The organism is Streptomyces sp. NPDC001851 (genome assembly GCF_040297165.1).
In the GTDB taxonomy this organism is placed as follows: Bacteria; Actinomycetota; Actinomycetes; order Streptomycetales; family Streptomycetaceae; genus Streptomyces.
The window spans coordinates 150,887-162,301 of record NZ_JBEOYR010000014.1; the positions used below are offsets into that span (position 1 = coordinate 150,887).

The 11,415-nt window shown below is 71.8% G+C and carries 10 protein-coding genes and 1 riboswitch; of the genes, 5 read left to right on the forward strand and 5 right to left on the reverse strand.

Features of this window, described 5'->3' with window-relative positions:
- Window positions 1-23: 23 nt before the first annotated feature.
- The 4 genes from ABT171_RS22075 to fahA form a co-directional block, all read right to left on the reverse strand.
- Window positions 24-962, reverse strand: a complete 939-nt coding sequence (locus ABT171_RS22075) for a M56 family metallopeptidase (RefSeq protein WP_351246302.1) — start codon at window positions 960-962, stop codon at window positions 24-26.
- Between the two features lie 277 nt (window positions 963-1,239).
- The gene (locus tag ABT171_RS22080) at window positions 1,240-1,626 is read right to left on the reverse strand and encodes a GntR family transcriptional regulator (protein WP_351246304.1); all 387 of its coding nucleotides are present in this window, start codon (window positions 1,624-1,626) and stop codon (window positions 1,240-1,242) included.
- Window positions 1,623-2,396, reverse strand: a complete 774-nt coding sequence (locus ABT171_RS22085) for a hypothetical protein (protein ID WP_351246306.1) — start codon at window positions 2,394-2,396, stop codon at window positions 1,623-1,625. Before ABT171_RS22085 ends, ABT171_RS22080 begins: the two co-directional genes overlap by 4 nt.
- 104 nt (window positions 2,397-2,500) lie before the next feature.
- Window positions 2,501-3,718 (reverse strand): fumarylacetoacetase, encoded by a 1,218-nt coding sequence (fahA, locus tag ABT171_RS22090; RefSeq protein ID WP_351246308.1) that lies wholly within the window; start codon window positions 3,716-3,718, stop codon window positions 2,501-2,503.
- 305 nt (window positions 3,719-4,023) lie between these two features.
- On the opposite strand from fahA, the gene ABT171_RS22095 reads away from it, so the two are divergent.
- The 3 genes from ABT171_RS22095 (at window position 4,024) to ABT171_RS22105 (ending at window position 7,550) form a co-directional block, all read left to right on the forward strand.
- Window positions 4,024-5,268: a carboxylate--amine ligase gene (locus ABT171_RS22095; protein WP_351246474.1), complete on the forward strand. Its 1,245-nt coding sequence runs from the start codon at window positions 4,024-4,026 to the stop codon at window positions 5,266-5,268.
- A gap of 45 nt (window positions 5,269-5,313) precedes the next feature.
- Entirely contained in the window at window positions 5,314-6,516 is a 1,203-nt protein-coding gene (locus tag ABT171_RS22100; RefSeq protein ID WP_351246310.1) for an FAD-dependent oxidoreductase, read from the forward strand.
- A gap of 197 nt (window positions 6,517-6,713) precedes the next feature.
- A complete protein-coding gene (locus ABT171_RS22105) occupies window positions 6,714-7,550 on the forward strand; it encodes an HAD family hydrolase (protein ID WP_351246312.1) in 837 nt (278 codons plus the stop codon).
- Window positions 7,551-7,593: 43 nt separating this feature from the next.
- On the opposite strand, the gene ABT171_RS22110 is transcribed toward ABT171_RS22105, so the two are convergent.
- Complete coding sequence (locus ABT171_RS22110) at window positions 7,594-8,082, reverse strand: transglycosylase SLT domain-containing protein (RefSeq protein WP_351246314.1); 489 nt, start codon at window positions 8,080-8,082, stop codon at window positions 7,594-7,596.
- Between the two features lie 3 nt (window positions 8,083-8,085).
- A riboswitch (cyclic di-AMP (ydaO/yuaA leader) is annotated at window positions 8,086-8,261 on the reverse strand.
- 519 nt (window positions 8,262-8,780) lie between these two features.
- Between ABT171_RS22110 and ABT171_RS22115 the strand changes: the two genes are divergently transcribed.
- Complete coding sequence (locus tag ABT171_RS22115; RefSeq protein WP_351246316.1) at window positions 8,781-9,791, forward strand: polyprenyl synthetase family protein; 1,011 nt, start codon at window positions 8,781-8,783, stop codon at window positions 9,789-9,791.
- A gap of 353 nt (window positions 9,792-10,144) precedes the next feature.
- Complete coding sequence (locus ABT171_RS22120; protein ID WP_351246318.1) at window positions 10,145-11,350, forward strand: LolA family protein; 1,206 nt, start codon at window positions 10,145-10,147, stop codon at window positions 11,348-11,350.
- Window positions 11,351-11,415 lie beyond the last annotated feature (65 nt).

Consider the following 11,415-nt stretch of genomic DNA (forward strand, 5'->3'; position numbering starts at 1 on the left):
AAGATCTGCCACCCGCGGTCCGGTCAGGACAGTGCCGTCAGACCCGGCGCGAACGTGATCAGGAGCGGCAGCAACGGCACCAGCGCGGCCACCGTCGTCGTCAGCGCCCGGTGCCGGCGCAGCAGCCGCGGTGGTGGCTCCAGCAGGCGGTCCACGCGCTCGCCGAGCAGGCGCCGGCTGGAGTCGCAGGACAGGACGCCCCGGTGCTGGTTCAGCTCGATCAGGGCGAGGGCCGTGGTGAGGTGCCCGCAGCGCCTGGACGCGGTGTCGTCGGCGGCCAGCTCGACCAGGCGATGGGTCTGGTCGCAGAAGTGCGCGAAGAGCGGCACGCGCGGGAAGCCTGTGGCGAGCGCGGTGGACAGGTGCAGCAGCCAGTCGTGGTGGGCACGCGCGTGCCCGCGCTCATGGGTGAGGACGGCGTCCAGCTGGTGGTCGGTGAGGCGCTGCAGTGCTCCCGTCGTGACGACCAGTTGCGGCGGGTGTCCCGGCATCCACCAGGCGTCCGGGTATTCGTCCTCCAGCACCAGCATCGGGCCGCGCGCCGCCGGCAGTCCGTCCGGCAGATCGGGGGCGCGCTCCCGAAGCTGTGCGCGGGCCTGGCCGCGGCTGCGGCGGGCCTCGACGAGTTCCCGGCCGAGCATCGCCGTCGTCCAGGCGGCTCCGCAGGCCAGCAGCACGGTGAGGGCGGCGGCCCACACCGGCGCGGAGGAGATGTCGTAGGCGGCGGTGACGGATGGCGGTGCGGGGGCGAAGACACGGTCGCGGACGGTGTGGAAGACGGCCGCCGTGCCCAGCACCAGTGCTGCCAGGCAGCACAGCAGGACGGTGGCGACCAGGCACTGCCACACCCACAACGCGACCACCGGTTCCCGCTCGGGCCAGGCCGCACGGGTCAGCGCGCGTGGCGCCGGCAGGGCGGCCGTCAGGGCGACGGCGCTCAGCAGGAGCAGGCAGACGGTCATGCCGGGGCTCCGGTTCCTGGTCGGAGAGTTGCGCGGGTGTCGTGGTGCGGGGTGACGCGCCGAAGGCGCGTCGCGTGTGGTGCGTGTCCGCCCAGTATGACGGTGAGGGGCGGCGAGAGTCAGGTCTCGGCGGTGATCGGTCCCGCGGTTGTGGTCGCCCGCTTTACTTCCTGTTGGCGTGGCCGCTCTTCTTCCTGCCGGCGTGCCCGTTTTCCTTCCCGTCGGCGTACCCGGTTTCCTTCCGTTCGGTCGTGCCGGGCCGTCGGGTGCGGAAGCGTTACGCGTCCCGCTCCCGGAACGCGCGCCGTACCGCCTCCAGCACGTCGTCCTCCCCGAAGCCCAAGGCCGCCGCCCAGGCCACGTAGTCCCGTGTACCGTCGGCCAGTGCCGCCGTCTCGCCGCGGCGGGCCCCCGGTGGTGGCGGAGCCACCCGCGTCCCCGCGCCCCGCCGGGTCCGGATGAGGGACGCCGCCTCCAGTTCCCGATAGGCGCGGGCGACGGTGCCCGCTGCGAGGCCGAGGTCCGCGGCCAGTTGCCGTACCGTCGGCAGCCGCTCGCCCTCGGCCAGCCGTCCGCTGCTGATCAGCGTGGCGAGCTGGGCGCGGATCTGCTCGTAGGGCGGGACGGGGCTGGTCGTGTCGACCCGGACGGCGGTGCCGCTCACCGGCGCGCCCCCGCTCGGCGGTGCCACCCCGCCCGGGGCGAGCAGACGGTGCAGAGCATCCACGGCGCGGTCACCAGCGAGATCAGCGCGAGCGGCAGTAGGACCGCGTTGGCCGCGGTGCCCGCCGCGCCGTCGCACGTCATGCTCGTCAGGGCGCCCGCAGCCGTTGTGGCCGCGCCCAGCAGCGAGGTGGAGACGACGATCCCCCAGGCGGCCACGATCGCCAGCGAGCGGTCGCGGCGGGACTGTTCGTCGCCGGGCCGGGTGGCGATCCGCCGCAGCGACCAGCCGCACGCGCCCGTGGCGACGGCGAGGGAGGCCAGCATGGGCAGGCCGTAGGCGAGACCGGGCCAGGGGCCGTGTCCCTCCGTCATGCCCCGGCAGGTGAGGGTGAGTTCACGGCCCGCCCGCCCCAGGTCGTCCGGCGAGGCCACCGCGCCCGCCGTCGCCAGCACTGCCATCAGGGCGACTGCGAGGACGGCCAGCAGCCGGGTCATCCGCGGCGGTACGTAGTCGCGGACCCGGCGTGGTGCGAGCCCGGCGGTGCGGACGGTTCCGCGGGCCGGCGCGGTCAGCGCGTCGCCCGCCAGGACGCCGGCGACCGCGCACAGGCCGAACGCCGGGATGGCGTACAGCACGCCGTCGCCGTGGCCGAGTGGGAACAGCCAGACGGCCGCCAGGGCGCCCGTGGCGAGACCCGTCCAGCGGGCGTAGCGGTCGACCGGCGCCCGGGCGGCGATCGCCGGCGAGGTCACGTCGAGATCGGTCATGGAAGCCCCCGTGAAAGCACTTGTACTCACCGCTTGTATCAAACGGTGAGTACAAGATGCTTTGCGCGGCGGGCTTGTGTCAACTCCTTGCTACAAGAGCCTGCTCATCCCGCCACGACCCGGCCGCTGACCTCTCCCAGGCCGATGCGGCGCCCGTCCGCCCCGGGAGCCCATGCCGACAGGGTCGCCACGTCGCCGTCCTCCAGGAAGGCCCGCTTGCCGTCCGGGAGTTCGAGGGGGTCGCGGCCGTTCCAGGTCAGCTCCAGCAGGGAGCCGCGCTGACGCTCCTCGGGTCCGCTCACCGTGCCGGAGCCGTACAGGTCGCCGGTGCGCAGTGAGGCACCGTTCACCGTCATGTGGGCGAGCTGCTGGGCAGCGGTCCAGTACATCGTCGAAAAAGGCGGCTCGGAGACCACGTGGCCGTTGATCGCGACGGAGATCCGCAGGTCGTAGCCGCCGGCCTCGATGCCGGCCGCCGAGTCGTCCAGGTACGGCAGCAGTGGGTGCGTGCGCCGCGGAGGCGCCACGCGCGCGTGCTCCAGTGCTTCCAGCGGGGTGATCCACGCCGACACGGAGGTCGCGAAGGACTTGCCGAGGAAGGGTCCGAGGGGAACGTACTCCCAGGCCTGGATGTCGCGCGCGGACCAGTCGTTCAGCAGGCACAGCCCGAAGACGTGGTCGCGGAAGTCGGCCAGCGCGACCGGACGGCCCAGCGCGGACGGCACGCCCACGACGAAGCCGACCTCCGCCTCGATGTCCAGCCGGATCGACGGCCCGAAGACGGGTGCCGGGTCGGCCGGGGCCTTGCGCTGCCCGGAGGGGCGTGCGACGTCCGTGCCGGAGACCACGACCGTGCCGGAGCGGCCGTGGTAACCGATGGGCAGGTGCTTCCAGTTGGGGGTGAGGGAGTCCTCGGCGTCCGGGCGGAAGATCTGGCCGACGTTGCGGGCGTGGTTCTCGGAGGCGTAGAAGTCGACGTAGTCCGCCACCTCGAAGGGCAGGTGCAGGCTCACCTCGGACAGGGGGTGGAACAGCGGCTCGACGGCCTCGCGGTGCGCGGGGTCCGTGACCCAGGCGGTGACGGCGCGCCGTACCTCCGACCAGGTGGGGCGGCCGGCGGCCAGCAGCGCGTTGAGGGTGGGGCGCGCGAGCAGCGCGTGGTGGGGCGAGCGCAGGGCGGCGGCCGCGGCGCCCGCGTCGAGGACGTGGTCCCCGAGCCGGACGCCGACCCTCCGCTCCGTGCTGCCGGAGGGCGAGAACACGCCATAGGGAAGGTTGTGCGGGCCGAAGGGGTCGCCCTCGGGGACGTCGAAGGGGGGCATGGGGTGCTGCCTCACTCTCATCCGGGCCGTGCGCGGCGCTCGTTCCATGTGGTCGCGCCACACGTTACGGCCGTGACGCGTGTCTTGGGCAGAGCCTCCTGCGGCACCTGCCGCGGTGTCCGAAAGGTGTGTGTCGAAGGGTCTTCGAAAGGTTGCTCGCACCCTGTCTAAAGAGTTCGCAATGTCCGGAAAAGCCTTGTCGGAGGCGGCAATTCCGGCTTAGCGTCCTTTGGGGACACGGACGGGGTGGGTCCGTTCCATTGGGGGGACACGTGGGGGGACCCGTGGCCGGAGACACCGTCGGTGTGCCGTTCGAGGCGGACCGGGACGTACCAGCACTGATCGTCAAGTTCGGCGACTATCCGCTGCACCACGGCGGCGTCGGCGCGATCCGCAGTCTGGGCCGGCTCGGCGTGCCCATGTACGCCATCACCGAGGACGCGTACACACCCGCGGCCTCCTCGCGTTATCTGAAGAAGGCCTTCGTGTGGCCGACGACCGGTGCGGAGGACCCGGGCCGCCTGGTCGAGGGCCTGCTGCGCATCGGCCGCCGTATCGGCCGTCCCGTCGTCCTCGTGCCGACCGACGAGGAGGCCGCCGTACTGATCGCCGAGCACCAGGACGAGCTGGCCGGATCCTTCCTCTTCCCGCGTGTCGATCCGGCGCTGCCGCGCCGGCTCGCCAGCAAGCAGGGTCTGCACGAACTGTGCGCGGAGCACGGCATCGCGGCCCCGGCGTCGGCGTTCCCGGAGTCGTACGAGGACGTCGTCGCCTTCGCCGGCACGGCCCGCTTCCCGGTGGTGGCCAAGAACCGGGAGGCGTTCGTCCGGCGCACCCGGCCCGCCGTGGGCGGCACCACGCGGATCGCCACCCGCGAGGGCCTGCTCGCCCTCGCCCGCGACTGGGGGGCGCGGCCGGGCGTGATCCTCCAGGAGTACCTGCCGCGCGAGGAGGCCGAGGACTGGATCGTGCACGCCTGCTTCGACCAGGACTCCAGTCCCCTCGCCCTGTTCACCGGCGTCAAGGTCCGCTCCTGGCCGCCGCACGCCGGAATGACGGCGAACGCGTACGTCGTCGACAACCCGGAACTCGCCGACCTCGCCGCACGTTTCATCAAACAGATCGGCTACAGCGGCATCATCGACCTCGACCTGCGCTTCGACCGGCGCGACGGACACTACAAGCTCCTGGACTTCAACCCCCGCATGGGCGCCCAGTTCCGGCTCTTCGAGAACGAGTCGGGAGTCGACGTCGTACGCGCCATGCACCTGAACCTGACCGGCCGCCCCGTTCCGGAGGGGGAACAGCGCGCCGGACACCGCTACATCGTGGAGAACATCGACCTGCCCGCCCTCCTCGCCTACCGCCGCAGCGGCTATACGACGCCGCACGCGCCGGCGAAGGCGAGCGGGACGGAGCTGGCCTGGCTCGCGGGTGACGACCCGCTGCCGTTCCTCACGATGCTCGCCCGCTTCGTCCGCCCCGGCGCGAAGCACCTCTATCAGCTGTGGCGGACCAACCGCCGCGGCGGCAGCACCACCACGAAGTAGGCAAGGCCACCCAGCGTGGCGCACCGTGTCCTGGGGAGGGACTTCGTGACACGACCGGTTGCAGTCATCGGGGCCGGGCCGTTCGGCCTGTCCACCGCCGCCCATCTGCGGGCGCGCGGCATCCCCGTCCGCGTCTTCGGCGACCCCATGGTCAGCTGGCGCGACCACATGCCCGAGGGCATGCTCCTGAAGTCGACGCCCGCCGCCTCCAACCTCGACTGCCCGCAGCCCGGCCACACCCTCGCCGACTACTGCGACGCGGCCGGGATCCGCCGTCTGGTGACCGACGAGGACATCATCCCGGTGGAGACGTTCATCGCCTACGGCGAGTGGTTCCAGCAGAAGCTGGTCCCCGGCCTGGAGCGGGTGCGGGTCGTCTCCGTGGACCGCGACAAGAGCGGCGGCTTCGAACTCAAGCTGGACTCCGGTGAGACGTTCACCGCGCGTGCCGTCGTCGTCGCCACCGGCCTGTCGGGCCTGGCCCACGTCCCGGCGGAGCTGGCGGGAGCCGCGGCCGACGGGCCGGCGCCCACGGGGCCGGTCTCGCACAGCTCCCAGCACCACGACCTGAGCCGTTTCGCCGGCAAGGAGCTCATCGTGGTCGGCGCCGGGCAGTCCGCGCTGGAGACGGCGGCGCTCGCCGCCGAGGCGGGGGCACGCGTGCGTGTCGTCGCGCGCGGCCGCGGCCGGGTCGCCTTCGGCGCCCCGCCCTGGGACCAGCCGAAGCTGCGCCCCGAGTCCCCGTTCGGCCGGGCCTGGTCGCTGTGGGCGTTCAGCTACTACCCGCACCCCTACCGCTATCTTCCCGAGGCCACCCGCCACTTCCTGGTCCGCCGGGTCCTCGGACCGCTCGGCGCCTGGTGGCTGCGCGAGCGCTTCCAGAGCACCGTGCTGGTCCAGGACGTGGAGCGGGTCGTGGGCGCCGAGGCGCCGGACGGCACCCCCGTCCTCACCGTCCGCACGCACGGCGGCCGTACCGAGCGGCTCACCGCCGACCACGTCATCGCCGCCACCGGCTACCGCGTCGACATCGCGGCGATGGACTTTCTCGGCCACGAACTGCGCACCCGGCTCGCCGTGAGCCGTGGCACGCCCAAGCTGGGCCCCGGCTACGTCTCCTCCGTCCCCGGGCTGTATTTCACGGGCCTGCCGGCGGCGGCGTCGTACGGCCCGGTGATGCGCTTCGTCTGCGGTACGGAGTTCGCCTCTCCGCGCCTGACGAAACACCTGGCGGCGGCCCACGGCTGAAGCCTGCGGGAGAACCGGCCCGGGTCCGTCGCCTCTCCTGCCCGTGCTCCGGCGGTGCGGTGACGTGACCGTGCGGGGGCCGGCCGCATCCGCACCGCCATCGAGGAGCCGGCGGACGCCACTTGGGGCTGTCCGGTACGCAAGTACGCAGGCCGACAAGATGAGTCGGCGGGGCGAGGTATCCGTATTCTCTGATCATGGCAGCCTCCCCCGCGTACGCTCTGATCGCCACCGACCTGGACGGAACGCTGCTGCGCGGCGACGACACGGTCTCCGACCGGTCGCTCGCCGCGCTCGCCCGGGTGGCGCGGGCCGGTGTCCGGCACCTGGTGGTGACGGGCCGGCCGGCCCCGCGGGTACGGCCCCTGCTCGAACACCTCGGCTGCACGGGGCTCGCGGTGTGCGGGCAGGGTGCGCAGGTCTACGACGCCGCGTCCGGCCGTCTGCTGTGGTCGGTCCGGCTGGACCGGGAACTGGCCGAGACCGCGCTCGGCAAGATCGAGGCCGAGGTGGGGCAGGTCTACGCGGCCGTCGACCAGGACGGCGTCGACGGGCTCACGCTCATCGAGCCCGGCTATCTGATGCCGCACCCGACCCTGCCCGCGGTACGGGTCGGCCGGCGCGACGACCTGTGGTGCGAGCCCATCAGCAAGGTGCTGTTGCGCCATGCCGAGCTGTCGGACGACGAGTTGGCGGCGGTCGCGCGCGCGGTGGTGGGTTCGCTGGCGACGGTCACCATGTCGGGGCCGGGAACCGTGGAGCTGCAGCCGTCCGGGGTGACCAAGGCGACCGGCCTCGCGCTGGCCGCCGAGCGGCTCGGGATCGCCGCGAAGGACGCCCTGGCGTTCGGCGACATGCCCAACGACATCCCCATGTTCGAGTGGGCCGGACACGGGGTCGCCATGGCCAACGCGCACCCCGAGCTCAAGGCGGTGGCCGATGAGATCACCCTGTCGAACGAGGACGACGGCATCGCCGTCGTCCTCGAAAGACTGTTTCCGGCCGACTGGCCGGCGTCGGCGCCGACCGACTGACCGGCCCATCAGTACGGGTCTGTCGTGCCGGTCGGCGGAGCCGTCAGTACGCGCCGAAGACGTTGTCGATCGACCCGTACCGCTTGGCCGCGTAGTTGCAGGCGGCGGTGATGTTCGCGACCGGGTCGTAGATGTTGAAGGACGTTCCGGCCACGTGGTACGCGTTGAACGTCGGGTCGATGACCTGGAGCAGGCCCTTGGACGGGATGCCCGCGGCGGCGTTGGAGTCCCAGAGGTTGATGGCGTTGGGGTTGCCCGAGGACTCCCGCATGACATTGCGGTAGATGCCGTTGTAGCTGCCCGGGATGCCCTTCTGGGCCATGATCGCGAGGGACTCGCGGATCCAGCCGTCGAGGGTGTTCGGGTAACCGGCGGGGGTGGTGGAGACCGTGGTGGCGGCCGGGGTCGCGGCGGAGGCGCTGGTCGCCCCGATGAGCGGCAGGGCGAGGACGGCGGCACCGGTGCCGACGGCGGCGAGGGCGCGGACGAGGCGGTTGTTCCGGGTACGGCGGTGCTGAGCGGCAGCAGGCATGGGAAAGTTCCTCTCCGACGCCTGCGAGGTGAGCTGTCGGGTTCGGGCGGGGAGGTGCCCGGCCGTGCCCGGGAAGGCACGGCTTCACCCCGAGCCGTCCCGGCGCGACGTGTGTCGTCCGGTCCGGCGACTTACCTGGGTCCCCCGCTCCTGCCATACGAATGTGTCCGTGGATGGGTATGCGGGCGGTGGCAGGATTCGGCGTCCGCCCGACGGCCCGGAACGTATGCGAGAGCACATGTCGGGAACAAGTACCGGATTCACACAACGTCCCGTTTGACCTTGATCTATTCCCTATGGGGTGCTTGATCCTTTGCGGTTGCCAAGCCTCAACTCGCCAGCGCGGCAAGGAGGAAGGGGGGGTCCGCGGGGGTGGGGGGCCGGCGGGCGCCCGTGACCCAACTCACGAAATAGCAAAGTGCTTCAAGTCGGACATGGGGGATTCGGGTGGGTCGGCCGGTGCCGCTTCCCTCGCCTCTCCGCTCGCGACAAAGCGGACAGAATCTTGATAAGTCGATAAATATACGTTCATATCCTGTGATCAAAAACATCCCCTCGTGACCCGATACCTCCCAGGCTGGACTGGTGGGCGCTATCGGTGATCGAAACAGGACCGGATACGCTGACTTGAGTGATGGCAGCGACCTATCGACAAACCGTGTAATCGCCAGCAGACACCAGCAGACAGGAGACCCCTCGTGACCGTCGTCGGGCCGTTCGGGCTGAGCGTGCGGGACCAGGCTCTGGAAGCCGATGTCCAGGCCGGATTGACGGCTGTCGAGGAAGGCTTGCTTGAGGCCACCAAGAGCGAGGTCCCGTTCATCACGGAGGCCGCGCAGCACCTCGTGCGGGCCGGCGGGAAGCGGTTCCGGCCGCTGCTCGTGATGCTCGCGGCCCAGTTCGGCGACCCCTACGCACCGGGTGTCGTGCCGTCGGCCGTGGTCGTGGAGCTGACCCACCTGGCCACGCTGTACCACGACGACGTCATGGACGAGGCGGCCGTACGGCGTGGCGTGGACAGCGCCAACACGCGCTGGGGCAACTCGGTCGCGGTCCTCACCGGCGACTTCCTCTTCGCCCGGGCCTCCCAGATCCTCGCCGACCTCGGCCCCGAGGCCGTGCGGGTGCAGGCCCTCGCGTTCGAGCGGCTGGTCACGGGCCAGATCCTGGAGACCGCCGGCCCCTCCGACGGCCGCGACCCGGTCGAGCACTACCTGGACGTGCTCGGCGGCAAGACGGGCTCCCTGGTGGCGGTGTCGTGCCGGTTCGGCGCGATGATGTCCGGCGCCGACGAGACGGTCGTCGACGTGCTCACCCAGTACGGCGAGCGGCTCGGCGTCGCCTTCCAGCTCGCCGACGACGTCCTGGACATCGCCTCCGACTCGCACGAGTCCGGCAAGACCCCCGGCACCGACCTGCGCGAGGGCATTGCGACGCTCCCGGTGCTGCGGCTGCGCGAGCGGGCGGCCCGGCTGGGGCTGCCCGAGGACATCGCGCTGTGCCGGCTGCTGGACTCCGACCTCGCCGACGACGCCCGGCACGCCGAGGCGCTGGCCGCGCTGCGCGTCCACCCCGCGCTGGAGCAGGCCCGCCGGGACACCGTCCGGTACGCGGAGGAGGCCCGCGCCGCGCTGGCGCCGCTGCGGGAGTGCGACGCCAAGGCGGCGCTGATGGAGCTGTGCGACGCGGTGGTGCACCGCGCCGGCTGACCCCGGCCGTCCGCGCGGGCCACGCCGCGGGGCAGCGACCGGCCGTACGGTCCCTGTGCGACCCGTACGGCCCATCGGCACGACCTGGTGCGATACCCGACTCCGGGACGCCCAAGCCCCCGTACGGCCCCCTCCGTTCCGGTGAGACCCCTACGGGTCGGGGGACCCGTTGCCCCTACGTGTCATACCGCAGGCGTACACGGAGTTGGCTCCGTGGTCTGACGCTTCCTCATGGCCGATTTGGTGAGATGGACACCACGGACATCACCACTCCTCACCGATTCGGGTGAGAATGGCGGCTCTGGTGGACCAACGTGAGGACAGCCGCCGCCGACGACGGAGGTAAGGCACACATGGCACCGTACGAAACCGACGACGCAGTGGACGCCGCGCAGGAGGAAGCTCCGCGCGCCGGACGCCGCAAGGCCGCCCGCTACGCGGTCCCGGTCGCGGTGGTGGGGGTGGCGGCGGCCACGATCGGGCTGGTCCCGGCGCTCGCCGCCTCCGGTGACCCCGACCTGCCCAGGATCACCGCACAGCAGCTCATCGAGAAGATCGCCAAGTCGGACGTGCAGCAGCTGTCCGGCACCGTGCGGACCAGCACCGACCTCGGCCTGCCCGACCTGGGCGGCATGGAGAGCAGCCTGGCCTCGGGGGCGGCCAAGGGCTCCGGCGGCGGTTCCTCCGCCGACCCGCAGTCCAAGCTCACCTCGCTGGTCTCCGGCACGCACACGCTGCGCGTCGCCGCGGACGGCCCGCAGAAGCAGAAGCTGTCGCTGCTGGAGAGCGGCTCCGAGTACAGCCTCATCCACAACGGCAAGGACGTGTGGGGCTACGACAGCAGGAGCAACGAGGTCTACCACGGCACCTCGGCCGACTCCGGCAAGGAGCACAGGGCCGAGCCCCCGGCCACCCCCAAGGACTTCGCCGACGAGGCGCTGAAGTCGATGGACGACACCACGTCCGTCACCGTCGACGGCACCGAGCGGGTCGCCGGCCGTGACGCCTACAAGCTGCTGATCAAGCCTCGGCAGTCCGGCACCACGGTCGGCGCGATCAGCATCGCCGTCGACGCGAAGACCGGCATGCCGCTGAAGTTCACGCTGACCCCGAAGAGCGGCGGCGCCGCCGTCCTCGACGCGGGCTTCACCCAGGTCTCCTTCGCGAAGCCCGACGCCTCCGCCTTCGCCTTCACCCCGCCCAAGGGCGCGAAGGTGACGGAGGAGAAGAAGGAGAAGAAGGAGCCCATGGCGCGGCAGCACGCGCCGGAGCGGGGCGAGTTCGGCAAGGGCCTCGGCGGCACCGCCGTCCTCGGCAAGGGCTGGACGTCCATCGCCACCTTCGACACCGGCGCCAAGGGCGGCCTGCCGACCGGCTCCAAGGCCGGTGACCTCGGCGGCTTCCTCGGCTCGCTCGGCGACAAGGTCTCCGGCAAGTTCGGCAAGGGCACCGTCTTCTCCACCCGGCTGGTCAACGCCCTGATCACCGACAACGGCAAGGTCTACGTCGGCACGGTGACCAAGGACGCCCTGGTCAAGGCGGCGAACACGGGAAAGTAGCCCCTCTCGGGCACCACGAGCCGTGACTGCGCGTTGACCCTTTCAGGGCGGGGAGCAGGACGAGT

Excerpts from the sequence above, each read along its gene's own strand:
- ABT171_RS22075 (WP_351246302.1), bottom strand. The coding sequence starts at position 962 with ATGACCGTCTGCCTGCTCCTGCTGAGCGCCGTCGCCCTGACGGCCGCC.
- ABT171_RS22085 (WP_351246306.1), bottom strand. The coding sequence starts at position 2,396 with ATGACCGATCTCGACGTGACCTCGCCGGCGATCGCCGCCCGGGCGCCG.
- fahA (WP_351246308.1), bottom strand. The coding sequence starts at position 3,718 with ATGCCCCCCTTCGACGTCCCCGAGGGCGACCCCTTCGGCCCGCACAAC.
- ABT171_RS22105 (WP_351246312.1), top strand. The coding sequence starts at position 6,714 with ATGGCAGCCTCCCCCGCGTACGCTCTGATCGCCACCGACCTGGACGGA.
- ABT171_RS22110 (WP_351246314.1), bottom strand. The coding sequence starts at position 8,082 with ATGCCTGCTGCCGCTCAGCACCGCCGTACCCGGAACAACCGCCTCGTC.
- ABT171_RS22120 (WP_351246318.1), top strand. The coding sequence starts at position 10,145 with ATGGCACCGTACGAAACCGACGACGCAGTGGACGCCGCGCAGGAGGAA.